The 22,935-nt window shown below is 71.7% G+C and carries 21 protein-coding genes; 10 read left to right on the top strand and 11 right to left on the bottom strand.

The genetic code is table 11. From position 1 onward, the window contains the following. Positions 1 to 253: 253 nt before the first annotated feature. A complete protein-coding gene (locus OHB56_RS23845; protein WP_326754067.1) occupies positions 254 to 1,186 on the bottom strand; it encodes a Ppx/GppA phosphatase family protein in 933 nt (310 codons plus the stop codon). Positions 1,187 to 1,281: 95 nt separating this feature from the next. Here OHB56_RS23845 and OHB56_RS23840 point away from each other — a divergent pair, with 95 nt between their 5' ends. Then, the gene (locus OHB56_RS23840) at positions 1,282 to 2,127 is read left to right on the top strand and encodes a hypothetical protein (protein ID WP_326754066.1); all 846 of its coding nucleotides are present in this window, start codon (positions 1,282 to 1,284) and stop codon (positions 2,125 to 2,127) included. An 87-nt stretch (positions 2,128 to 2,214) separates the two neighbouring features. On the opposite strand, the gene OHB56_RS23835 is transcribed toward OHB56_RS23840, so the two are convergent. Then, on the bottom strand, positions 2,215 to 4,065 hold the full coding sequence (locus OHB56_RS23835) for a BACON domain-containing protein (protein ID WP_326754065.1): 1,851 nt from the start codon (positions 4,063 to 4,065) through the stop codon (positions 2,215 to 2,217). A gap of 196 nt (positions 4,066 to 4,261) precedes the next feature. On the opposite strand from OHB56_RS23835, the gene radA reads away from it, so the two are divergent. Next, on the top strand, positions 4,262 to 5,671 hold the full coding sequence (gene radA, locus OHB56_RS23830) for a DNA repair protein RadA (RefSeq protein WP_326754064.1): 1,410 nt from the start codon (positions 4,262 to 4,264) through the stop codon (positions 5,669 to 5,671). Between the two features lie 242 nt (positions 5,672 to 5,913). After that, on the top strand, positions 5,914 to 7,038 hold the full coding sequence (gene disA, locus OHB56_RS23825) for a DNA integrity scanning diadenylate cyclase DisA (protein ID WP_326754063.1): 1,125 nt from the start codon (positions 5,914 to 5,916) through the stop codon (positions 7,036 to 7,038). Positions 7,039 to 7,132: 94 nt separating this feature from the next. Here the strand turns inward: disA and OHB56_RS23820 are convergent, their stop codons facing one another. Further along, complete coding sequence (locus OHB56_RS23820) at positions 7,133 to 7,981, bottom strand: hypothetical protein (RefSeq protein WP_326754062.1); 849 nt, start codon at positions 7,979 to 7,981, stop codon at positions 7,133 to 7,135. A gap of 339 nt (positions 7,982 to 8,320) precedes the next feature. On the opposite strand from OHB56_RS23820, the gene OHB56_RS23815 reads away from it, so the two are divergent. The 5 genes from OHB56_RS23815 to OHB56_RS23795 all read left to right on the top strand — a co-directional run bounded on the left by OHB56_RS23815 (position 8,321) and on the right by OHB56_RS23795 (position 13,258). Beyond that, entirely contained in the window at positions 8,321 to 9,256 is a 936-nt protein-coding gene (locus OHB56_RS23815) for an A/G-specific adenine glycosylase (RefSeq protein ID WP_406355544.1), read from the top strand. A gap of 380 nt (positions 9,257 to 9,636) precedes the next feature. Further along, positions 9,637 to 10,176, top strand: coding sequence for a SigE family RNA polymerase sigma factor (locus OHB56_RS23810; protein WP_326754060.1), 540 nt, complete (start codon positions 9,637 to 9,639; stop codon positions 10,174 to 10,176). Continuing rightward, the gene (locus OHB56_RS23805) at positions 10,164 to 10,826 is read left to right on the top strand and encodes a hypothetical protein (protein ID WP_406355542.1); all 663 of its coding nucleotides are present in this window, start codon (positions 10,164 to 10,166) and stop codon (positions 10,824 to 10,826) included. The genes OHB56_RS23810 and OHB56_RS23805 overlap by 13 nt, the downstream gene beginning before the upstream one ends. Before the next feature lie 210 nt (positions 10,827 to 11,036). Beyond that, positions 11,037 to 11,735 carry a two-component system response regulator CseB gene (cseB, locus tag OHB56_RS23800; RefSeq protein ID WP_406355541.1) on the top strand — a complete coding sequence of 233 codons (699 nt, stop codon included), beginning with the start codon at positions 11,037 to 11,039 and terminating at the stop codon, positions 11,733 to 11,735. Next, the gene (locus OHB56_RS23795) at positions 11,732 to 13,258 is read left to right on the top strand and encodes an ATP-binding protein (RefSeq protein WP_406359202.1); all 1,527 of its coding nucleotides are present in this window, start codon (positions 11,732 to 11,734) and stop codon (positions 13,256 to 13,258) included. Before cseB ends, OHB56_RS23795 begins: the two co-directional genes overlap by 4 nt. Positions 13,259 to 13,310: 52 nt before the next feature. Here the strand turns inward: OHB56_RS23795 and OHB56_RS23790 are convergent, their stop codons facing one another. Further along, entirely contained in the window at positions 13,311 to 14,009 is a 699-nt protein-coding gene (locus OHB56_RS23790) for a M23 family metallopeptidase (RefSeq protein WP_326754056.1), read from the bottom strand. Positions 14,010 to 14,454: 445 nt separating this feature from the next. Between OHB56_RS23790 and OHB56_RS23785 the strand changes: the two genes are divergently transcribed. Next, positions 14,455 to 15,105 (top strand): HAD family acid phosphatase, encoded by a 651-nt coding sequence (locus tag OHB56_RS23785; protein ID WP_326754055.1) that lies wholly within the window; start codon positions 14,455 to 14,457, stop codon positions 15,103 to 15,105. Positions 15,106 to 15,189: 84 nt separating this feature from the next. Here the strand turns inward: OHB56_RS23785 and OHB56_RS23780 are convergent, their stop codons facing one another. Next, positions 15,190 to 17,715 carry an ATP-dependent Clp protease ATP-binding subunit gene (locus OHB56_RS23780; RefSeq protein WP_326754054.1) on the bottom strand — a complete coding sequence of 842 codons (2,526 nt, stop codon included), beginning with the start codon at positions 17,713 to 17,715 and terminating at the stop codon, positions 15,190 to 15,192. Positions 17,716 to 18,144: 429 nt separating this feature from the next. Between OHB56_RS23780 and OHB56_RS23775 the strand changes: the two genes are divergently transcribed. Beyond that, positions 18,145 to 18,918, top strand: a complete 774-nt coding sequence (locus OHB56_RS23775; protein WP_406355538.1) for an SCO3374 family protein — start codon at positions 18,145 to 18,147, stop codon at positions 18,916 to 18,918. On the opposite strand, the gene OHB56_RS23770 is transcribed toward OHB56_RS23775, so the two are convergent. From OHB56_RS23770 to OHB56_RS23745, 6 genes are all read right to left on the bottom strand, one after another. Then, positions 18,897 to 19,232, bottom strand: a complete 336-nt coding sequence (locus OHB56_RS23770; RefSeq protein ID WP_326754052.1) for an Lsr2 family protein — start codon at positions 19,230 to 19,232, stop codon at positions 18,897 to 18,899. The genes OHB56_RS23775 and OHB56_RS23770 overlap by 22 nt on opposite strands. A gap of 284 nt (positions 19,233 to 19,516) precedes the next feature. After that, a complete protein-coding gene (locus OHB56_RS23765; RefSeq protein ID WP_055595396.1) occupies positions 19,517 to 20,050 on the bottom strand; it encodes an amino-acid N-acetyltransferase in 534 nt (177 codons plus the stop codon). Positions 20,051 to 20,059: 9 nt separating this feature from the next. Beyond that, positions 20,060 to 20,569 (bottom strand): BlaI/MecI/CopY family transcriptional regulator, encoded by a 510-nt coding sequence (locus OHB56_RS23760; RefSeq protein ID WP_326754051.1) that lies wholly within the window; start codon positions 20,567 to 20,569, stop codon positions 20,060 to 20,062. Positions 20,570 to 20,720: 151 nt separating this feature from the next. Then, positions 20,721 to 20,900 (bottom strand): hypothetical protein, encoded by a 180-nt coding sequence (locus OHB56_RS23755; RefSeq protein WP_326754050.1) that lies wholly within the window; start codon positions 20,898 to 20,900, stop codon positions 20,721 to 20,723. Positions 20,901 to 21,001: 101 nt separating this feature from the next. Then, positions 21,002 to 21,673 (bottom strand): hypothetical protein, encoded by a 672-nt coding sequence (locus OHB56_RS23750; protein WP_406359201.1) that lies wholly within the window; start codon positions 21,671 to 21,673, stop codon positions 21,002 to 21,004. Between the two features lie 463 nt (positions 21,674 to 22,136). Continuing rightward, positions 22,137 to 22,934: a type III pantothenate kinase gene (locus tag OHB56_RS23745; protein ID WP_055598097.1), complete on the bottom strand. Its 798-nt coding sequence runs from the start codon at positions 22,932 to 22,934 to the stop codon at positions 22,137 to 22,139. Position 22,935 lies beyond the last annotated feature (1 nt).

Here is a 22,935-nt window from a genome sequence, read left to right as displayed (position 1 = left end):
CGGCGGCGCCGCGGTCCGGAGGCCGCCGTGTGAGCGAGCTAACCGGACGGCGGCCGTACGGTTCCGGTCCGTCGAAGCCCGCACGGTCCCGGCTCACCCACCCACGCGCGATCCGGCTCACAGGCCCGCACGGTCCGGCTCGTCGATCCCCGCACGGTCCCGGCTCGTCGATCCCCGCGCGGCGGGCGGTCGCGTCACGTGGTGCGGGCGGTCGCGTCACGTGGTGCGGGCGGTCGCGTCACGTGGTGCGCGGCTACGCGGGTCCCATGTGGTCCAGGCGGCGCAGGATGACGCCCTCGCGCAGCGCCCAGGGACAGATCTCCAGGGACTCCACCCCGAAGAGGTCCATCGCGGCCTCCGCGACCAGCGCCCCGGCGACCAGCTGGCCGGCGCGCGACTCGGAGACACCGGGCAGCGCGGCGCGCTCGGTGGTGGTCATCCCGGACAGCCTCGACACCCATCCCTCCAGGGACTGGTGCTTCAGCTCACGCGGGACGTACGGGCCCTCGGTGGAGCGGGCGGCGCCCGCGATGCGGGCGAGCTGCTTGAAGGTCTTGGAGGTGGCCACCACGTGGTCGGGCGGACCGAGACGGCTGAACTCGCCGACCGTACGGCCGATCTCCGCGCGGACGTGCCGGCGCAGTGCCCGCACGTCGTCCGGTGCCGGCGGGTCGCCGGGCAGCCAGGTGCCGGTGAGGCGGCCGGCGCCCAGCGGCAGCGACACCGCGGCGTCGGGCTCCTCGTCGATGCCGAAGGCTATCTCCAGGGAACCCCCGCCGATGTCGACGACCAGCAGCTTTCCCGCCGACCAGCCGAACCAGCGGCGGGCGGCGAGGAAGGTCAGCCGGGCCTCCTCGGCACCGGTGAGGACCTGGAGATCGACTCCGGTCTCCGCCCGCACACGCTCGAGGACCTCGCCCACGTTGCGGGCGTCGCGCACCGCCGAGGTCGCGAACGGCAGCAACTCCTCGACACCCTTGTCCTCGGCGGCCTGGAGCGCCCCGTGAACGATCTGGATCACCTGGTCCGTCCCGCCGGGTCCGATCGCTCCGTCGGCGTCCAGCAGCTCGGCCAGGCGCAGCTCCGCCTTGTGCGAGTGCGCGGGCAGTGGGCACGCCCCGGGGTGCGCGTCGACCACCAGCAGATGCACCGTGTTCGAACCCACGTCGAGGACACCGAGTCTCATGTACGGCACGCTACTGCGCGCGACACGGTCAAAAGTCCGCTCCGTCGCAGTAGGTCCGGTACAGGACAACGATCCGGGCGACTTACCCTGGACGAGTGCCAAAGACGAAAAAGGCGAAGGCTGAAAAGGCGGACAAAATGACCAAGCAGGCCAAGAAGGCCAAACCGGTCGACGGTCCGTCGCAGGTGCCGCCGAACGACGAGAAGGGCCTCGACTTCGCTCGGGCGTGGGTGGAGTTCCCCGATCCGGCGGACGAGGAGCAGGTGTTCCGCTGCGATCTGACATGGCTGACCTCTCGCTGGAACTGTGTCTTCGGCAGCGGTTGCCAGGGCATCCAGGCGGGCCGCGCGGACGACGGGTGCTGCACCCTGGGGGCGCATTTCTCGGACAAGGACGACGAGAAGCGGGTCGCGGGCCATGTGGCGAGGCTGACGCCGGACATCTGGCAGAACCACGACGAGGGCACCCGGAACGGCTGGGTCTCCGAGGACGAGGACGGCGACCGTCAGACCCGCCCCTTCCAGGGCTCGTGCATCTTCCAGAACCGGCCGGGCTTCGCCGGCGGCATGGGCTGCTCGCTGCACATCCTCGCCGTGCGGGAGGGCCGCGAGCCGCTGGAGACCAAGCCGGACGTGTGCTGGCAGCTGCCGGTCCGGCGGACCTACGACTGGATCGACCGGCCCGACGACACGCGCGTGCTGCAGGTGTCGATCGGTGAGTACGACCGCCGGGGCTGGGGTCCGGGCGGCCACGACCTGCACTGGTGGTGCACGTCGGCGACCTCGGCGCACGGCGCGGGCGACCCCGTGTACGTGTCCTACCGGGCGGAGCTGACCGAGCTGATGGGCAAGGCCGGTTACGACCGGCTGGCCGAGCTGTGCGAGGAGCGGCTCGCCTCGCAGCTCCCGCTGCTGGCACCGCATCCGGCGGATCCCGCCTGACCCGCCTCCCCGGCGCGGGACACACGGGTCACCGGTTTCGGGTCACGGTGGTCACGGCAGTCACGGCAGTCACGGCAGTCACGGCAGTCACGGAGCGGACGGGCTCAGGGCGCTGCGGATGTCATCGCCGATGTCCCCGCCGCCCTTCTCTGCGGGCGGGGACGCCGGGTCCGTCGGCCGGGCGGGGGCCGCCGGGCCGCCGGGGGCCGAATCCGTGGGCTCCGGGTCGGGCGACCGGGGCGGGTCGCTCGGGGCGGGCTCCGACGGAGGCGGTGACGTGGGCGTCGGGTCCGGGGCGGGGGACGACGGCGGGGGCCCGCCCGGGTCACCGGAGCTCGGGGGCGGCGTGCCCGGAGGGCCGGGGTGCGGGGTTCCCGGGCTGCCCGGACGACCGGGAGCCCCGGAGTGACCGGGAAGGGGGGTACCGGAGGAGGAGCCGGGGGCGTTGCCGTGTCCGTCGATGGTCACCACGGCGCCGGTGGGCGAGACCGCCACCCGCGCGCTCCAGGGGCCGGACGGCTCGCGCAGCCGGTCGACGTACACCTTGATCCTCAGCGACTGCCCCGGCCGGAGCGTCCCCGACGACTGGCTCAGGTAGAGCCAGGGCGCCCCCGTCGACGCGGACCAGCGGACCGGCGCGGCGCCCCGCGCGGTGAGGGTGACCAGTGTGGTGTCGCCGCTGTGACCGGCGGTGACACCCAGCACGGCGGCGCCCTTGTGGCCTGCGCCGGTGACCCCGACGACCTCCACGGACACGTCCGCCCTGTCGTTCCCGCCGTCCTCGCCGGAGCCGCCCCCGGGCCGGGTGTCGGCGTTGCCGGTGTTCTCGTAGCCGCCCGAGCCCTCGCCGTAGAGGTCGAGGGGCAGGTCGGCCTCCCGCGCGGAGGCCGACCTGCCGTCCCGGGCCTCGCCGACGGGGGTGCCCCGGTAGGCGGCGTACAGCGCGAGCACGGGAGCGGCGACGACGGTGGCGACGACGGTCGTCGTGACCGCACGCGCGCGCAGCCGGTTCCGGCGGGCGACACGGTCCTTGGGGTCCATCGGGAAGCCGCGCCGGTCGAAGCGGGGCACGCCGCCCCGCGCGCGGGGGTGGTGCGCCAGGGCGGTGCGCAGGGCCGCTTCGGGAGCCGGAAGGACGTGCAGGGTCTCGGGGGCGACGCCGGCGCCGGGCCAGCGGCCGGGGAGGGCGCGCCCGGCGGTGCGGCGGCAGCGCGGGCAGTCGTCGACGTGCCGGACGAGTTCGCGGCGCAGCGCGCTGCTGAGCACGAGCCGGCTGTCGCCGGTGAGATGCGCCACTCCCCGGCAGGCGCCGGTCTCGACGACGGCGAGCGCCGCGCGGGTGCGCTCGACCTCGCAGGCGGCGGAGGCGAGCAGTTCGCGGGCGGCGCCCGGTTCCATGCCGAGCACGGCGGCGACCTCGGGGACTCCGAGGTGGTGCCGGACGGCGAGTTCGAGCGCCTCACGCTGCTCCGGCGTGGTGCCCGCGGCCTCCGGCCAGGCGAGCAGGGCCAGTTCACGGCGGCGCTGCTCCCGCACCTCCTCGGAGACGGCCGGGGCGGTGGCGGTCCGCGCCGCCCGCTGCCGGACCACCCGGTCCGCCGCGTGGGTGACCTGGGGTTTCTGCCGGACCTCGGCCAGTTTGCGCAGACAGGCCCAGCGGGCCAGCGCGTACAGCCAGGCCCTGCGGTCCCCGGACGCGTCCGGGAGGTGCCGGCCGCGGCGCTCCGCGAGGGTGAGGACGTCGGCCAGGGCGGCGATCGCCGCGTCGTGGTCGCACAGCACCGACAGGCAGTAGGTGAACAGACCGTCCAGACACGGTTCGTGGCAGGTGGACGGCCGGTGTGCCGGCGTGTGCGCGGCCCCGCGGTCGCGCACCTCCCGGTGCGCCCGGTGTGTGCCGGTCGTGCGGGTCGGGATCTCCGGGCCACTGCTCGTCATTCGGCGACCGTAGGCGGCCGGAGCCGACCCCTCCCGGAGCCCTGCGCACTTTTAATCCGTACGGGTGAAACGATCCCTCAATCGGGGGTGAGAACCCCTCGCCCCACGGGTGGGACGGGGAAATCGGCCCGGTCCCGGGACCGGCGACCGGGCACTGCGCGTCCGGCTGTCAGTGCCGGGCGCTACCGTTCCCACCATGGCTGCCCGTACCAAAACCGCCAAGGACCGACCGTCCTACCGCTGCACCGAGTGCGGCTGGCAGACGGCCAAGTGGCTCGGCCGCTGCCCCGAGTGCCAGGCCTGGGGGACGGTCGAGGAGTACGGCGTGCCCGCGGTCCGTACGACGGCTCCGGGGCGGGTCACCACCTCCGCCGTGCCCATCGGCCAGGTCGACGGCCGTCAGGCCACGGCCCGCTCCACCGGTGTTCCCGAGCTGGACCGGGTGCTCGGCGGCGGGCTCGTCCCCGGCGCGGTGGTGCTCGTCGCGGGCGAGCCGGGCGTCGGCAAGTCCACGCTCCTGCTGGACGTCGCGGCCAAGTCGGCGAGCGACGAGCACCGCACGCTCTATGTCACGGGCGAGGAGTCGGCGAGCCAGGTCCGGCTGCGTGCCGACCGGATCCACGCCATCGACGACCACCTGTACCTCGCCGCCGAGACGGATCTGTCCGCCGTCCTCGGCCATCTGGACGCGGTGAAGCCGTCCCTGCTGATCCTCGACTCGGTGCAGACGATCGCCTCCCCGGAACTCGACGGCGCGCCGGGCGGCGTGGCCCAGGTGCGCGAGGTGGCGGGCGCGCTGATCCGCGCCTCCAAGGAGCGCGGGATGGCCACGCTGCTGGTGGGCCATGTCACCAAGGACGGCTCGATCGCGGGGCCGCGCCTGCTGGAGCACCTGGTGGACGTCGTCCTGAGCTTCGAGGGCGACCGGCACGCGCGGCTGCGCCTGGTCCGGGGCGTGAAGAACCGCTACGGCACCACCGACGAGGTCGGCTGCTTCGAGCTGCACGACGAGGGCATCACGGGCCTGGCCGACCCCAGCGGGCTGTTCCTGACCCGCCGTGCGGAGCCGGTGCCGGGCACCTGTCTGACGGTGACGCTGGAGGGCCGCCGCCCGCTGGTCGCCGAGGTGCAGGCGCTCACCGTCGACTCGCAGATCCCCTCCCCCCGCCGCACCACCTCCGGGCTGGAGACCTCGCGTGTCTCGATGATGCTCGCGGTGCTGGAACAGCGCGGGCGCATCAGCGCCTTGGGCAAGCGGGACATCTACTCCGCGACGGTCGGCGGGGTGCGGCTCTCCGAGCCGGCGGCGGATCTGGCGATCGCGCTCGCCCTCGCGTCGGCGGCGAGCGACACCCCGTTGCCCAAGAACCTGGTCGCGATCGGCGAGGTCGGGCTCGCGGGTGAGGTCAGGCGGGTGACGGGGGTACAGCGCCGGCTTTCCGAAGCGCACCGCCTGGGTTTCACGCACGCGCTCGTGCCGGGCGATCCGGGCAAAATCCCGTCAGGAATGAAGGTTCTGGAAGTCGCGGACATAGGGGACGCCCTGCGTGTCCTTCCGCGCTCGCGTCGCCGGGACGCCCCCCGGGACGAGGAGGACCGCCGGTAGACTTTGCCCTGGTCTCGCCCGTCCGTACGAACCGAGTGCGTGAGGGTCTCCCGTTTGGATCTTGCCGGACAGGGAGCGGGGCCGGATGCGTGCAACTGTAGGGCGGAGGAGGGAGTCGACGCGGAGCGTCGGCGACCGACGACCACGCCGCAGATGCGCGTGCCCGGCCCCGCGAGCCCGGCATGATCCCCACGGGAGACCCTGAGCGGGGGCGGCCCAGACATCGCGACCGGAGGAGTGCAGTGGCAGCCAACGACCGGGCAGCAGCTCCCGGAAAGTCCGGCGGGAGCGCCGGTTCCGACCGCCTGATGCGCGCCTCGCTGAGTGCCGTGGCACCCGGCACCGCCCTCCGTGACGGCCTGGAGCGTGTACTGAGGGGCAACACCGGCGGCCTCATCGTCCTCGGTTCCGACAAGACCGTCGAGACGCTGTGCAGCGGCGGTTTCGTCCTGGACGTCGAGTTCACCGCGACCCGGCTGCGCGAGCTGTGCAAGCTCGACGGCGGCATAGTCCTGTCGTCCGACCTGTCGAAGATCCTGCGGGCGGGTGTCCAGCTGGTGCCGGACCCGACGATCCCGACCGAGGAGACCGGCACCCGGCACCGCACCGCCGACCGGGTCTCCAAGCAGGTCGGCTTCCCGGTGGTCTCGGTCTCCCAGTCGATGCGCCTGATCGCGCTCTACGTGGACGGGCATCGCCGCGTCCTGGAGGACTCGGCGGCGATCCTGTCCCGCGCCAACCAGGCTCTCGCGACACTGGAGCGCTACAAGCTCCGCCTCGACGAGGTGGCCGGCACGCTGTCGGCACTGGAGATCGAGGACCTGGTGACCGTGCGGGACGTCTCGGCGGTCGCGCAGCGGCTGGAGATGGTGCGCCGCATCGCCACCGAGATCACCGAGTACGTGGTCGAACTGGGCACCGACGGCCGTCTTCTCGCCCTTCAGCTGGACGAGTTGATCGCGGGCGTGGAGCCGGAGCGCGAGCTGGTCGTGCGGGACTACGTGCCCGAGCCCACCGCCAAGCGTTCCCGCACGGTCGACCAGGCCCTGCACGACCTGAACGGCCTCCCCCAGGCGGAACTGCTGGATCTGCCCACGGTGGCCCGCGCCCTGGGCTACACCGGCTCCCCCGAGACACTGGACTCGGCCGTGTCCCCGCGCGGCTTCCGGCTGCTCGCCAAGGTGCCGAGGCTGCCGGGCGCGATCATCGACCGCCTGGTGGAGCACTTCGGCGGCCTGCAGAAGCTGCTGGCCGCCAGCGTGGACGACCTCCAGACGGTGGACGGCGTCGGCGAGGCCCGCGCCCGCAGCGTCCGGGAGGGCCTGTCGCGGCTGGCGGAGAGCTCGATCCTGGAGCGGTACGTCTAGGACTCCCGGTACGACCAGGACTCCCGGTACGACCGGGCCGGTGCACGGGGACGTGTTGCGCCCGGGGCCCGGGGCCCGCAGGGCGCGTCGCGCGTCAGGCGTTCTTCAGCACGAAGGACGTCTGCACCTTCGCGAACCCCGGCGCCTTCGCCTCGACCAGGTACGTGCCCGCCTTGGCCGACCCGGCCGGCGGCGTCGCGCACTGCGGGGCGCTCGGCTTGCGGTCCCACTTCACGGTATACGTGATGCCGTCGCCCGCGGGCACCCGGAACATCAGACTCCCCGCGTCCTTGGGGCAGTCGTCCGACGCCCAGTACGTGTCGTCGTCGGCGGCCGCCTGAGTGATCGTCAACACTGTGCTCTTCGGGCCGAGATCGACCTTGCAGTCGCTTCCGGAGATGTTCCGCGCGGTCAGCCGGAAGGTGGGCGTCTCGTCGGGCTCGTAGGAGTTGCGGACGCTGCGCAGGCTGAACTTGACTGCGGCCGCGGTGCAGTTGGGGAGCCCGGACCCGGCCGGCAGCGCGTCACCCGCGCCGACCCCCGCCGTCGTACCGCCCTCGGAGCCGCCGCCCACGCTGCTCCCGCCGTCGCCGCCGCCGTCCGATCCGCCACCACCGGAGTCACCGGGGTCGCCGTTCGCCCCGTCGTCCCCCGTGCCGGTGCCGCTCGAGGAGCCGCCCGAGCCCTCGCCACCGGACTCGTCCCGGCCGCCCGGTGCTTGACTGATCGCCGGCCCCGAACTCGACGGTCCTGGAGCGATGGTGGAGGGTGCGGGGTTCTTGCCGTTGGCCCCGTTGCCGTGTCCGCCGCTGTCCCCGCCGCGGAAGACGACGACCCAGGTGATCAGCAACGCCAACACGCCCAGCAGGGACAGCAGTACGGCCCTCCTGCGCCAGTAGATGGAGGAGGGAAGCGGCCCGACCGGATTGCGCAGAGATCCCACGGCGCAAACTCTACGAGAGATCCGGGCCTTCGCAGATCCCACCCGCCGCCGAGAGCTCAACTTTTCCGGATCATCATCCCGGAAACGGCTGCCAGTTCCCGCTCTCCCTCAGGCACGGCACGCGACCGTCGCGGAGTGTGATCATACGAGCGCTTCATCTACGGTCCGTGACCGAGGGGTGCGGGGGCGGCCCTCGCCGCCGGGAGCTCCGCACTCCGACACTCCCGTGTTCGCGATCGCGTCCCTTGCAGCTCTGGCCATGGCTCCGACCGTCATTGCGGCACGACGGGGTGGCGGATTCCCCGTTCACGCCGGTGGTCGTGGCAGGATCGAGAGGCCATGACTGCTCTCACGAAGCCCCAGCCCGACGGCACCGCCGATCCCTCGTCCGAGCACGCTCCCGGAGCGCAGCTCCACTCCCCCGTCATCGACTGGTTCGACGAGCACGCCCGGGATCTGCCGTGGCGACGCCCGGAGGCCGGCGCATGGGGGGTGATGGTCAGCGAATTCATGCTCCAGCAGACCCCGGTGAACCGGGTCCTGCCGGTCTACGAGCAGTGGCTGGCCCGCTGGCCGCGCCCCGCCGACCTCGCCGCCGAGGCGCCCGGTGAGGCCGTCCGCGCCTGGGGCCGGCTCGGCTACCCGCGCCGTGCGCTGCGGCTGCACGGTGCCGCCGCCGCCATAACGGAACGGCACGGGGGCGACGTACCCGCCGACCACGCGCAGCTGCTGGCGCTGCCCGGCATCGGCGAGTACACGGCCGCCGCCGTGGCGTCGTTCGCGTACGGGCAGCGGCACGCCGTGCTGGACACCAATGTGCGCCGGGTGTTCGCCCGGGCGGTGACCGGTGTCCAGTACCCGCCGAACGCCACCACGGCCGCCGAGCGCCGGCTCGCCCGCGCGCTGCTGCCCGAGGACGAGCGGACCGCCGCACGGTGGGCGGCAGCCTCCATGGAGCTGGGGGCGCTGGTGTGCACGGCGAAGAACGAGTCGTGCCATCGCTGCCCGATCGCCGCGCAGTGCGCCTGGCGGCTCGCCGACAAGCCGGCGCACGACGGCCCGCCGCGCCGGGGGCAGACGTACGCGGGCACGGACCGCCAAGTCCGCGGGCGGCTGCTGGCCGTGCTCCGGGAGGCGCACAGTCCCGTACCGCAGGCGATCCTGGACCGGGTGTGGCAGGAGCCGGTGCAGCGCGCCCGCGCGCTGGACGGCCTGGTCGCCGACGGTCTGGTCGAGCCGCTGCCCGGCGGCCTCTACCGGCTGCCGATGACCTGACCCGGCCGCCGTGCCCGACGGCCGTACCCGCCGACCGGGCCGGCGCCGGCCTGCTCACCTGCGGACGGGCCGTGTCGTCACACCTGTCCGCGCGTCCGCCGCACCCGTGCACCCGCCCGTGCGGCACACATCACCCCATAGGCTCCCCAACTCTCCCACCGCTTTACCTCGTCCCTACTTCCGTTACACAACCGACGGACAGCCGAGGGCAGGCCGCAGGCTGCTCCGCACAGTGCCGTGACAACGCCTCCGTACCTTCGTTCCCATGCCCCGCACGCAGCGCGCAGCACACGGCGCGCAGGGGCACGACCAGCACGGACCACAGCAGGGGGACCGGGCCGCACGGGCGGGCCGGTACGGGGAGCGGAAGGCGGTTCACCATGGCGCAGGGCGAGGTGCTCGGGTTCGAGGAGTACGTCCGTACCCGGCAGGACGCGCTGCTGCGCAGCGCCCGTCGTCTGGTGCCGGACCCCGTCGACGCGCAGGACCTGCTGCAGACCGCGCTGGCCCGGACGTACGGCCGCTGGGACGGGATCGCCGACAAGCGGCTGGCCGACGCCTACCTGCGCCGCGTCATGATCAACACCCGGACCGAGTGGTGGCGTGCCCGCAGGCTGGAGGAGGTGCCCACCGAGCAGCTCCCGGACGCCTGCGTGGACGACGCCACCGAGCAGCACGCCGACCGTGCCCTCCTGATGGACGTGCTGAAAGTGCTCGCCCCGAAGCAGCGCAGTGTGGTGGTGCTGCGACACTGGGAGCAGATGTCCACGGAGGAGACGGCCGCCGCACTCGGCATGTCGGCCGGAACGGTCAAGAGCACGCTGCACCGGGCCCTCACCCGGCTCCGCGAGGAGCTGGAGGCCCGCGAGCTGGACGCACGCGCGCTGGAGCGTGAGGAGCGGGAGCGTTGCGCGGCCTGACCGGCGCGAAAACCATGCGGGTCCAAAGACCCGCCCGGGCGGCGACCACGGCGACGTCCGTGCTCGTCGCCCTCACCCTTTCCGTCACCGCCTGCGGAACGGGCGGCACCGGCGCCCGCGACGAGGGCCCCGCGCACGCGGACTCGGCGGCGAGTCCCCCCACGTCCACGGCCACCGGCTCGAAAGCGCCGGTCTCGGCTGCCAGCCGGGTGGACGCCGTGCGGCTGATCAAGGACGATCCCCTGGTCTCGGCCGAGGTCAAGCGGCTCCTGAAGCCGTGTGTCGCCGACGAGTACCCCGTCGACGTGAGCTACGGCAACCTCACCGGAGGGACCGCGAACGACGTCGTCGTCAACGTATTGACCTGCGGAGACGCGGTGGGCGTCGGTTCGTACGTGTACCGCGACCAGGACGGTGCGTACGTGAACGCGTTCCGGGCCGAGGAGCCCCCCGTGTACGCGGAGATCGACCGCGGGGACCTGGTGGTGACGATGCAGGTGTACGACCGGGGCGACCCGGTGTCGAGTCCGTCGGGCGAGAACGTGATCACCTACCGCTGGACCGCGGGCCGGTTCGCCGAGGAGTTCCGCACCCACAACGACTACGGCAAGGTGTCCGGCGCGGAGCCGGCCCCGGGGCCCGACGGCTGAGATCCGGGGCCCGGAACCCGAGGCCCCGAAGGTTCGGGTTCACGCCACGCACCACGTTTCGTGGCGCGTGGCGTGAACCGGCGGGCCGCGCGGTCCGATGAAGAGGATGAACCCTTCGCGCGCTCCCCGCGTTCGTCCGGTGGGCGGGTGAAACGCTCCCACCGACCCGAGAGCACACGAGAACCGAGAGCCGAGAGCTGAGAGACGGGGATGGCAGACCAGAACCACGTCCTGTTCGTCGAGGACGACGACGTCATCCGTGAGGCCACCCAACTCGCCCTGGAGCGGGACGGCTTCGCGGTCACCGCGATGCCCGACGGGCTGTCGGGCCTGGAGGCGTTCCGCGCCGACCGGCCGGACATCGCCCTCCTCGACGTCATGGTGCCCGGCCTCGACGGCGTCAGCCTGTGCCGGAGCATCCGCGACGAGTCGATGGTGCCGGTGATCATGCTGTCGGCGCGCGCGGACGCCATCGACGTGGTCCTGGGTCTGGAGGCGGGCGCCGACGACTACGTGACCAAGCCGTTCGACGGAGCCGTCCTGGTCGCCCGCATCCGCGCGGTCCTGCGCCGCTTCGACCGGGCGAACGGCGGCCGGGAGGGAGCGGAGGACGGGACTCCCGCCGGCGCGCTGGCCTTCGGCGAACTGGAGATCGACACCGTCGGCATGGAGGTGCGGCGGGCCGGGGTGCCGGTGGCGCTGACACCGACCGAGATGCGACTGCTGCTGGAGTTCTCCTCGGCGCCGGGCACCGTCCTCTCCCGCGACCGGCTGCTCGAACGGGTGTGGGAGTACGGGTGGGGCGGCGACACCCGCGTCGTCGACGTCCATGTGCAGCGGCTGCGCGGGAAGATCGGCCAGGACCGCATCGAGACGGTCCGCGGCTTCGGCTACAAACTGAAGGCCTGAGCACGGACATGCGGCGGTACTTCGGGCGCCTGGTGAGCGCGGGGACACGAGGGGATTCCGGGGAGCCGGCGAGCACGGACGTCCGGGAGGGATTCGGGCCGCCGGTGGGCTCCGGCGCGCAGGGCAGGTTCGGGCGGCTGGTGGGCGCGGGGCTCGAGCGGGCGGGTGTGCTCACCGGGCTGAGATGGAAGCTCAGCGCCGCCATCGCCCTGGTCGGTGCGCTGGTGGCGGTCGCGCTGAGTCTGGTCGTGCACAACGCGGCCCGGGTGTCGATGCTGGACAACGCGCGCGACCTCGCCGACGAACGCATCATGATCGCCCAGCGCAGCTACGAACTGTCGGGGCGGTTGAACTTCCCCAACACCAAGGTCGACGACCCCGACCTGCCGGCGGAGCTGCGGGCGAAGGTCGAGGAGGGTAGGCGGGCGACCTACGTGGCGAACCGGCCGGGCGGGTCGCCGGACATCTGGGCGGCCGTACCGCTGAAGAACGGCCATGTCATGTCCCTGCACTCGGGCTTCACGGACCGCAGTTCGAACATCCTCAAGGACCTCGACCAGGCCCTGGTGATCGGCTCCATCGCCGTCGTCCTGGGCGGCAGCGCGCTCGGGGTGCTGATCGGCGGGCATCTGTCCCGCCGGCTGCGCAAGGCGGCGATCGCGGCCAACCGGGTCGCCAAGGGGGAGACGGAGGTCCGGGTGCGGGAGGCCATCGGCGGGGTCGTCCGGGACGAGACCGACGACCTGGCCAGCGCGGTGGACGCGATGGCGGACGCGCTGCGCCAGCGGCTGGAGGCCGAACGCCGGGTCACCGCCGACATCGCGCACGAACTGCGCACCCCGGTCACCGGTCTGCTGACCGCCGCCGAACTGCTGCCGCCGGGCCGGCCGACCGAACTGGTGCTGGACCGGGCGAAAGCCATGCGCACGCTGGTCGAGGACGTCCTGGAGGTGGCCCGGCTGGACGGTGCCTCGGAGCGGGCCGAACTGCAGGACATCCTGCTGGGCGAGTTCGTCGCCCGGCGGGTCGCGGCGAGGTCCTCCCGTCCGGATCGGGCCGGACCCCGCGAGCCCGGCCCGATCCGGACGGGAGTGCCCGGGGACCCGGACGTCACGGTGCGCGTGGTGCGCGAGTCGGAGGTCACCACCGACCCGCGGCGTCTGGAACGCGTGCTGTTCAACCTGCTGGCCAACGCCGCCCGGCACGGCAGGCCGCCCATCGAGGTCTCCGTCGAGGGGCGGGTCGTCCGGGTCCGCGACCACGGGCCCGGCTTCCCCGCGAACCTGCTCGCCGAGGGACCGAGCCGGTTCCGCACCGGGAGCGCGGACCGGGCCGGACGCGGTCACGGTCTGGGCCTGACCATCGCGGCCGGGCAGGCCCGGGTCCTGGGGGCGCGGCTGACCTTCCGCAACGTACGGCCGGCCGGCGCGTCCGAGGACGCGCCGGCCGAGGGTGCGGTCGCCGTGCTGTGGCTGCCGGAGCACGCACCGACGGACACGGGAAGTTATCCGATGCTGCCGTAGGGCGGCCGGCCGGGGAAGCCCGGGGCCGGGACGTCCGCCCGGCCCGGAATCCTCAGAAGTGCAGGCCCTTGCCGCTCAGGAACTTGGCCGGGTCGATCGCGGTGCCGTAGTTGGCGCCGGTCCGGATCTCGAAGTGCAGGTGGGGGCCGCTGGAGTTGCCGGTGTTGCCGGACGCGGCGATCTTCTGGCCGGCCTTGACGACCTGACCGGGCTGCACGTTCACCTGGGAGAGGTGGGCGTACTGGGAGTACATCCCGTTGCCGTGGTTGATGACCACGGCGTTGCCGTAGGCCGGGCCGTCGCCGGCGCCGTTGCCGCCCGCCTTGACGACCGTGCCGCCGTGCGTGGCCATGACCTTGGTGCCGCTCGGCACCGCGAAGTCCTGCCCGCTGTGGGCGGACTGCCACATGCCGCCGGCCTGGGCGTAGGTCGCGGAGACCGTGTAGTTCTTCACCGGGCTGACCCAGGACGCCTTCTTCTCGGCGGGCTGAGCCGGCTTCTCGGCCTTCGCGGCCTTCTTCACCTCGGCGGCCTTCTGGGCCTCGACGGTCTTGGTCTTCGCAGCCTTGGCCTGGGCGTCCGCCTGAGCCTGCACGGCCTTGGCGGTGTTGCCGGTGACGGCCGTGGTGTCGGCGGCGGCCGCGATCCCGGCTCCCACGACGGCCGTGACTCCCATGCCGGCGGCCAGGACGGCCGCACGGGTGCGGAGGTGGGACGTGAGGAAGGAACGGGGCGTGACGCGCTGGGACATCTGAACCTCGTGAGGAAGGGGGCGGAGGAAAGCCACCGGGCGAGTCGGTCCCCGCCGCAGTGGCTATCCCTTGGTAACCCCTTCACCCACAAAGCCACAAAAAGGGTGATCTACGAGGCAAGTTCGTACTTCTGGAGTGAGATGCACGTCTCTTGACACTTGGCCCGTACCGGACGAAAGCCCTATTTAAGGCTGATCGATCAGAACTTCACACTGAATGTTCGTTTTGCGTTTCGGCACTTCACTACTATTACGGCTCGTAACGGACAAAACGGATGTGCAGCATGTCACCGGAGGGCGGGTTCGGACATTCCATAAATGTGGCGTGCGCCTCTCTGGCCGCCCACCGCGCGGCAACCCTACGGTTCACCTCGCGTCACCCTCGAAGACGAGCATGCACACGACACATCGGCAGCGTCACGAGCCCGAGAGGACCCCCCACCCCATGAGAAGCCGACGTCCCTGGCTGCGCCGCGCATCGGTCACCGCCGTCTCCACCACGGCCCTGGTGGCCCTGGCCGTCCCCGCCCAGGCAGCGACCACCCCCGGCACCTCCACAACGGCCACGACGGCCACCGTGACGGCTACGGCAGCCGCCGCAGCGGTCGACTACGACACCTGGCAGCGGGACTGCCAGGCGGTCATGGACCAGGCGCTGCCGCAGCTGACGCAGCGGATCGCGAACCCGCGGCCGGGCGAGAAGCAGGCGATCGTCCTCGACATCGACAACACCGCCCTGGAGTCCGACTTCGGGTTCAGCTTCCCGGCGCCGGCCAACGAGCCGGTCCTGGAGGTCGCGCAGTACGCCCAGGAGCGCGGGGTCGCGGTGTTCTTCGTGACCGCCCGGCCGGGCATCGTCGAGGTCTTCACCGAGTACAACCTGGACCACGCCGGATACGAGTCCGCAGGACTGTACGTCCGCGGATTCCTCGACCTGTTCCGGAACGTGGCCGAGTACAAGACGGCCCAGCGCGTCCACATCGAGTCGAAGGGCTACACGATCATCGCCAACATCGGCAACAACACCACCGACCTGTCGGGCGGGCACGCCGAGAGGACCTACAAGCTGCCGGACTACGGCGGTCAGCTCTCCTGATCCGGCCCCGGGCAGCCGAAAGGGGCCGGTGCCCTTCCCGGGCACCGGCCCCTTTCGGCTGCCGTGACGCTTACACGTCGACGCTTACACGTCCTTGCTGAGGTTCGGTCCGGCTCCGCCGGCCGCCTGCTCGATCGGCGGGACGTCGGGCAGGGCCGACTTCTCCTCACCACGGAAGGTGAAGATCGCGCTCTCGCCCTCGCCCTCGATGTCCACGACCACGATGTGGCCGGGGCGCAGCTCGCCGAAGAGGATCTTCTCCGACAGCGAGTCCTCGATCTCGCGCTGGATGGTCCGGCGCAGCGGCCGGGCGCCCAGCACGGGGTCGTAGCCCCTCTTGGACAGCAGCTCCTTCGCGGGCTGGGAGAGCTCGATGCCCATGTCCCGGTCCTTCAGGCGCTCGTCCACCTTCTCGATCATCAGGTCGACGATCTCGAGGATGTCCTCCTGGGACAGCTGCGGGAACACGACCACGTCGTCGACACGGTTGAGGAACTCGGGACGGAAGTGCTGCTTGAGCTCGTCCGACACCTTGTTCTTCATACGCTCGTAGTTGCTCTTCTTGTCGCCCGCGGCGGCGAAGCCCAGGTTGAAGCCCTTGGAGATGTCCCGGGTGCCGAGGTTGGTCGTCATGATGATGACCGTGTTCTTGAAGTCCACGACCCGGCCCTGGGAGTCGGTCAGGCGACCGTCCTCCAGGATCTGCAGCAGCGAGTTGAAGATGTCCGGGTGGGCCTTCTCGACCTCGTCGAAGAGGACGACCGAGAACGGCTTGCGGCGCACCTTCTCCGTCAGCTGACCGCCCTCCTCGTAGCCCACGTAGCCGGGGGGCGAACCGAAGAGACGCGAGACCGTGTGCTTCTCGCTGAACTCCGACATGTCGAGGGAGATCAGCGCGTCCTCGTCACCGAACAGGAACTCGGCGAGGGCCTTGGACAGCTCGGTCTTACCGACACCGGACGGGCCGGCGAAGATGAACGAACCACCGGGACGCTTCGGGTCCTTCAGACCGGCACGCGTACGGCGGATCGCCTTCGACAGCGCCTTGACGGCGTCCTTCTGGCCGATGACCCGCTTGTGGAGCTCGTCCTCCATGCGCAGCAGACGCGAGGACTCCTCCTCGGTCAGCTTGAAGACCGGGATGCCGGTGGCCGTGGCGAGGACCTCGGCGATCAGGTCGCCGTCGACCTCGGCGACGACGTCCATGTCGCCGGCCTTCCACTCCTTCTCGCGCTTGGCCTTGGCGGCGAGGAGCTGCTTCTCCTTGTCACGCAGGGAGGCGGCCTTCTCGAAGTCCTGCGAGTCGATCGCGGACTCCTTGTCCCGGCGGACACCGGCGATCTTCTCGTCGAACTCGCGCAGGTCCGGCGGCGCGGTCATCCGGCGGATGCGCATCCGCGAGCCGGCCTCGTCGATCAGGTCGATCGCCTTGTCCGGGAGGAAGCGGTCCGAGATGTACCGGTCGGCCAGGGTGGCGGCCTGCACCAGCGCCTCGTCGGTGATCGAGACACGGTGGTGCGCCTCGTACCGGTCGCGCAGACCCTTGAGGATCTCGATGGTGTGCGGCAGGGACGGCTCGGCGACCTGGATCGGCTGGAAACGGCGCTCGAGGGCCGCGTCCTTCTCCAGGTGCTTGCGGTACTCGTCCAGCGTGGTCGCGCCGATGGTCTGCAGCTCACCGCGAGCCAGCATCGGCTTCAGGATGGAGGCCGCGTCGATGGCGCCCTCGGCAGCACCCGCACCGACCAGCGTGTGCAGCTCGTCGATGAACAGGATGATGTCGCCGCGGGTGCGGATCTCCTTGAGCACCTTCTTCAGGCGCTCCTCGAAGTCACCGCGGTAGCGGGAGCCGGCGACCAGGGCGCCGAGGTCCAGGGTGTAGAGGTGCTTGTCCTTGAGGGTCTCGGGCACCTCGCCCTTGACGATGGCCTGGGCGAGGCCCTCGACGACGGCGGTCTTGCCGACGCCGGGCTCACCGATCAGCACCGGGTTGTTCTTGGTGCGGCGGGACAGCACCTGCATGACCCGCTCGATCTCCTTCTCGCGCCCGATGACCGGGTCGAGCTTGGACTCACGAGCGGCCTGGGTGAGGTTCCGGCCGAACTGGTCGAGGACCAGGGACGTGGAGGGGGTGCCCTCGGCAGGACCGCCGGCGGCGGCGGTCTCCTTGCCCTGGTAACCGGAGAGCAGCTGGATGACCTGCTGCCGCACCCGGTTCAGATCTGCGCCCAGCTTGACCAGGACCTGGGCGGCGACGCCCTCGCCCTCGCGGATCAGGCCGAGCAGGATGTGCTCCGTACCGATGTAGTTGTGACCCAGCTGCAGCGCCTCGCGGAGCGACAGCTCGAGCACCTTCTTGGCACGGGGAGTGAAGGGGATGTGACCCGACGGGGCCTGCTGGCCCTGCCCGATGATCTCCTCCACCTGCTGACGGACCGCCTCGAGCGAAATCCCGAGGCTCTCAAGGGCCTTGGCGGCGACACCCTCACCCTCGTGGATCAGGCCCAGGAGAATGTGCTCGGTGCCGATGTAGTTGTGGTTGAGCATCCGGGCTTCTTCCTGAGCCAGGACGACAACCCGCCGCGCGCGGTCGGTGAACCTCTCGAACATCGTTAATCGCTCCTCAGAGCGGTCAGGCAGTGGGGGGAACTTCCCCTCCCTGTCCTTCCGCAGCTTAGTCCCGCAAGCGGGGACCGCTCATTCCAACTGCCGACACCGTCGATGGCCTCCTGACCCCGAACGCCGACATCTTCTCCAACCCGATGGTGCGAGACGATGTTCCCGCAGGCCAGGCAGTTACCCCCATCGCCAGTACGCCGATGGCGAACGTGAGATGCGCTGCCCTGCGTGTCGTCCCCTCCCACTAGGGATGTCTTACCCGCTGCGACCGACAGTCCATGCCATGGGCAGGGGTTCCCTCCGCTACGGGCGAACAACCTTGCGCCTCCCCGGGCTCCCTCACGCCCCCCTGTTCGACACCCTGTGCATGCACACGCACACCCAGCGTAACCCGAACGGCCTTCCGGCGGTTGCGCTTGCATGGCCGGCACCGTCTCCTCCGTCACCGCGGGCCCCTCGGGCTTTCGCAGGCCCCTCGGTCCGCTCGATCCGGCCGGGGCGGACGCCCCGGGTGATCCGGGTGATCCGGGTGATCCGGGCGATCCGGTCCGGCGCTGGTACGAGAACGAACAAGGGTGGCCGACGGTGCCCGGTTCTCCGGTACGCCTGTCGGTGGGGGTGCGCTTCGACGTCCTGGACGTCCCCGCCGAGGCGGGCCGTGCGGCGCTGGGACGCCTGGAACGCCCGGGGCGTCAGGGGTCTGCGGAGTATCCGAAGGGTCCTCGGCGGGCCGGACCCGGCGCCGGGAGATTTCCGGTGGCCCTGCAGGGCGGCCGGATGCTGCTGCTGGTGGCCGCGGGCAGCGCGGAGGAACTGCCGGGGCTGCTCGTCTGGCTGGAGTGGGGCACGCTGACCCTCGATCTGGCCGCGATCGGCACGGGCGGTCTCATCGACGCTCCGCCGCCCCCTGGGACCTCCGGCCGCGGTGCCGTCCGGCCGGTCTCCCCGGCAGGCGTCGGTTCACAGGGGGCCGCCGTGTGGCTGCGGCCCCCCGGGCCGGGGCGCGAGGTCGAGGCCTCGCTGCCGACACTGTCGGCGACGGGGGCCCGTGGGGACGCCCCCGATCTCGTGCGGCTGGTGAACACGGTGGCCACGCAGTGCCACCGGGTCCGGCTCCTGCGCACCTGCGGCCGGCCGCCGGCCGGGGTGCGCGAGGCGGTACGGGCCGACAGTCAGCCGTTGGCCCGCTCGTAGGCCTCGCGAATGGCCGCGGGGACACGGCCGCGGTCGTTGACCTCGTGCCCGTTCTCCTTCGCCCAGGCGCGGATCGCCGCGGTGTCCTGGTTGCCGCCGGAAGTGGCACGCGCCTTTCCGCGCCCGCCCGAAGCACGGCCTCCCGTACGGCGGCCGCCCTTCAGGTAAGGCTCGAGAAGGCCGCGGAGCTTGTCCGCATTGGCGGTGGTGAGATCGATCTCGTATGTCTTGCCGTCCAACGCGAACGTCACGGTCTCGTCCGCCTCGACGCCGTCGAGGTCGTCGACAAGAAGGACCTGAACCTTCTGTGCCACCGGATTTCCTTTCATCGATAACGTCAGGGCCTGGGTGTAACGGCATCCGCCGTATCGCCGTCCCCTGTTATATGCACTACTGCAGTACGTCGGAAAGCAAACCGCTTTTGCCGGAAAAACACAAACCCCAGGGACGGACCCACTGCCGCACACAGCCCGGAAACGTGCGCGTTTCGGACATAGGGAACCGGGCAAGGCCCACGGTACGGAAGCAGTACGGAATATGCCTTGAGGCGGCACACCGAGACCTCCGCCGCAAGGCGTCGGGTACGGAACGCCGACGATCACAGATGCAGAAGCATCCGGCTGTTGCCCAGAGTGTTCGGTTTCACGCGTTCGAGACCGAGGAACTCCGCGACACCCTCGTCATAGGAACGCAGCAGCTCGGCGTACACATCCCCGTCGACGGGCGTCTCACCGATCTCCACGAAGCCGTGCTTGCCGAAGAACTCGACTTCGAAGGTCAGACAGAAAACACGGCGAACACCGAGCCGGCGGGCGGTCTGCAGCAACTTCTCCATCAAGCGATGTCCCACACCGGCGCCCTTCAGCCCGGGCTTCACGGCGAGAGTACGGACTTCCGCGAGGTCTTCCCACATCACGTGCAGCGCGCCGCAGCCGACGACCTCACCGTTGTCGTCCCGTTCCGCGATCCAGAACTCCTGGATGGCCTCGTAAAGAGTCACCGTCGCTTTGTCGAGCAGGATGCCCTTGCGGACGTAGGCGTCAAGGAGGCGGCGCACGGCGGGGACATCGCCGGTGCGGGCCCGCCGGACGGTGATGGCTTTTGCGGTGACATCCGGGCTGTCTGCTGACATGAACGGACGTTATCGCCCGCGCGGGCCCTCGCCCGCAGCGGGGTTCTCGACAGAGGGTTCCGCGGGCGGGGACTGTTCCGGCGAGCCCACTTGTTCGGGTGATCCCGCTTGTTCGGGCGATCCCGCTCGCTCCACCGGCCGGCGTTGTTCCCCGGTTTCCGGAAGCCCTGCAACGCGTACGGCATCCGTGAGGGCCTGACGCTGTTCCTCGCTCATCATGCCGAAGAAGGCGACGAGGGCGGCAGCGGGGTTGTCGCTCTGCGACCACGCTTCGTTCATCAGCGCGGCGGCGTACGCGGCGCGGGTGGAGACCGCCTCATATCGATAGGCCCGGCCTTCCGCCTGACGGCGCACCCAGCCCTTCTGATGGAGATTGTCCAGAACGGTCATCACCGTGGTGTACGCGATGGACCGTTCCTTCTGCAGATCTTCGAGGACTTCCCTGACGGTCACCGGGCGGTTCCACTTCCACACCCGCGTCATGACCGTGTCTTCGAGTTCTCCCAGGGGGCGAGGCACACATCAGACAATAGTGCTCCATCACACCTGCGGCGTGCTGAACATGTACGAAAATCTGCAAACGTGAACAAAAAGGGCGTACGACTCGTCATCGAGTCGTACGCCGGGTCCGTCCCCTGTGCCGCCCGCGGTCGGCCGGGCGGCGGGCGGGTCAGCTGTCGGTCTTGGCGGTGGCCTGGTGGGTGGCCTCCGCGCGGTCGAGGGCCGCGTCCACGGCGGCGTCCTCCTTGGCCTTGTTGGCGCCGCCCTGGGTCTTCACGATCACCCGGATCACACCGATGAAGAGGACGGCCATGACGACCGGGGGCAGGAGCGCGGAGACGTAGTCCATGGGTCCAGGGTAGCCAGGGCGGCCCGGCGGACGGCCGAGCGGGGCGGGTGCACGGCCGGGCGTGCGGGTGTACGCGGGCATGGCGGGCCCGCGGCGGCGCTTCAGCCCGCGGCGAGCCGCCGGCCCTGCGGGGGCCGGGTGGGCTTGCGGCGGGGGAAGACCTCGCCCGGAGTGGGAACGGGGCGGCCGGGCTTCGGGGCGCCGGGAGCGGGGGTGGCGGGTTCGGGCCGGGGGGTGGACGGCTTGCGCTCCGGCTCCTTCTCGGAGCCGTCGGCGGCCTGGCCGCCCTGCAGGGCGAGGAGGCGGGGGCGGGAGGCGAGGACGACGGACAGGGGGCCTGGGGACGGCGGGGCGGCGGACGGGGCGCCGGGCGGGGAGTCGACGGCGGCCGCGTGGACCGTGCGGCCGGCGAGGCGGGCCCGTACGTCCTGCTCGGCCAGGAGCCGGCAGCGGTCCAGGAGGGCGGCGGCGGTGGGGTTGCCGCGCAGCGCCCGGAGGGCGGCGAGGTCGTCGGCGTCGGGGCGGTAGCCGGCCCCCAGCGCCTCCTCCAGGAGCGTGAGGTAGCCGGCGACGGTGCCGGGGAGGGCGGCGCGGTAGCGGCCGAGGTCGGCTACCAGGAAGGCGCGCAGGCGGGTGCTCTCCCGCGTCGCCTCGTCCAGGGAATCGGCGAGGCGGAGGCAGTCCTGGACGTCTTCGGCCGAGGCGGACGTGGGGTGCAGGGCGAGGGCGAGGGCGCGGCGGAGCACACGCAGCTCCTCCGCGCCGAACGCCATGCCGCCGCGGGATCCGTAGGGCGTGGGCATGCGGCGACGATACGCGCTAATCAGACAAACAACGCATAGTGCACGGGTGTGGCGCGCGGGTACGACGCACGAGTCCACCCGGGTGGGGGTCTGCCCGGCCGAGTGGACCTGCCCGGGCGGGCGCCCCGGCGAGGAGCGGGTGCCGTTCGGCGAGGGCCGCCCGGTGCCCCGGGGTGCGGGCTCGCGGGCCCGGGACCGGGACCGGCGGGGAACCGGCCGACGGCATTCGCTCCGCGAAGGGCCCGGCCCGCTCCACGAGGCGTGCGGGCCGGACCCTCCCCCACCGCTCGGGACCGGCCGCCCGTGGCCCGCGGGCCACGGGCGGCCGGTCCCGAAGCACCACATCCGGAGCCGGTCCCGAAGCGCCGCGTCCGGAGCCGGCCCCGAAGCGCCGCGTCCGAAGCCGGTCCCGAAGCACCACGTGCGGGATGCGCTACATCCGCGACACGTTCCGTTCGTAGACCAGGCGCAGGCCGATCAGGGTCAGCCACGGCTCGTGCTCGTCGATGACCGAGCTCTCGCCCAGGACCGTCGGCGCGAGGCCGCCGGTCGCGATGACGGTCACCTCCTCGGGATCGTCGGAGAGCTCGCGGGCCATCCGGCGGACGACGCCGTCGACCTGGCCGGCGAAGCCGTAGACGATGCCGGACTGCATCGCCTCGACCGTGTTCTTGCCGATCACGCTCCGGGGCCGGGCCACCTCGATCTTGCGGAGCTGCGCGCCGCGGACGCCGAGCGCCTCGACGGAGATCTCGATGCCGGGGGCGATGACGCCGCCGACGTACTCCCCGCGCGCGCTGACCGCGTCGAAGGTGGTGGCGGTGCCGAAGTCGACGACGATGGCCGGCCCGCCGTAGAGGTCGACGGCGGCGACCGCGTTGATGATGCGGTCCGCGCCGACCTCCTTGGGGTTGTCGGTGAGGATCGGCACACCGGTCTTGACGCCCGGCTCGACCAGGACCGCGGGGACGTCGCCGTAGTAGCGGCGGGTCACCTCACGGAGTTCGTGCAGGACGGAGGGGACGGTCGCGCAGATGGCGATGCCGTCGATCCCGTCGCCCAGTTCGTCGCCGAGCAGGGGGTGCATGCCCATCAGGCCCTGGAGGAGAACGGCGAGCTCGTCGGCGGTGCGGCGCGCGTCCGTGGAGATCCGCCAGTGCTCGACGATGTCCTCGCCGTCGAACAGGCCCAGGGTGGTGTGCGTGTTGCCCACGTCGATCGTCAGCAGCATG

Source organism: Streptomyces sp. NBC_01635 (genome assembly GCF_045209715.1).
GTDB lineage: Bacteria > Actinomycetota > Actinomycetes > Streptomycetales > Streptomycetaceae > Streptomyces > Streptomyces hirsutus.
The sequence above is the reverse complement of the archived record's forward strand: the minus strand, read 5'-3'. Positions and strand labels throughout refer to the sequence as shown.

Coding starts and splice junctions, on each gene's coding strand:
- OHB56_RS23835 (WP_326754065.1), bottom strand. CDS start 4,065: ATGACGAGCAGTGGCCCGGAGATCCCGACCCGCACGACCGGCACACAC.
- radA (WP_326754064.1), top strand. CDS start 4,262: ATGGCTGCCCGTACCAAAACCGCCAAGGACCGACCGTCCTACCGCTGC.
- OHB56_RS23845 (WP_326754067.1), bottom strand. CDS start 1,186: ATGAGACTCGGTGTCCTCGACGTGGGTTCGAACACGGTGCATCTGCTG.
- OHB56_RS23780 (WP_326754054.1), bottom strand. CDS start 17,715: ATGTTCGAGAGGTTCACCGACCGCGCGCGGCGGGTTGTCGTCCTGGCT.
- OHB56_RS23775 (WP_406355538.1), top strand. CDS start 18,145: ATGGCCGGCACCGTCTCCTCCGTCACCGCGGGCCCCTCGGGCTTTCGC.
- OHB56_RS23815 (WP_406355544.1), top strand. CDS start 8,321: ATGACTGCTCTCACGAAGCCCCAGCCCGACGGCACCGCCGATCCCTCG.
- OHB56_RS23765 (WP_055595396.1), bottom strand. CDS start 20,050: ATGTCAGCAGACAGCCCGGATGTCACCGCAAAAGCCATCACCGTCCGG.
- OHB56_RS23745 (WP_055598097.1), bottom strand. CDS start 22,934: ATGCTGCTGACGATCGACGTGGGCAACACGCACACCACCCTGGGCCTG.
- OHB56_RS23785 (WP_326754055.1), top strand. CDS start 14,455: ATGAGAAGCCGACGTCCCTGGCTGCGCCGCGCATCGGTCACCGCCGTC.
- OHB56_RS23790 (WP_326754056.1), bottom strand. CDS start 14,009: ATGTCCCAGCGCGTCACGCCCCGTTCCTTCCTCACGTCCCACCTCCGC.
- OHB56_RS23750 (WP_406359201.1), bottom strand. CDS start 21,673: ATGGCGTTCGGCGCGGAGGAGCTGCGTGTGCTCCGCCGCGCCCTCGCC.
- OHB56_RS23810 (WP_326754060.1), top strand. CDS start 9,637: ATGGCGCAGGGCGAGGTGCTCGGGTTCGAGGAGTACGTCCGTACCCGG.
- OHB56_RS23755 (WP_326754050.1), bottom strand. CDS start 20,900: ATGGACTACGTCTCCGCGCTCCTGCCCCCGGTCGTCATGGCCGTCCTC.
- cseB (WP_406355541.1), top strand. CDS start 11,037: ATGGCAGACCAGAACCACGTCCTGTTCGTCGAGGACGACGACGTCATC.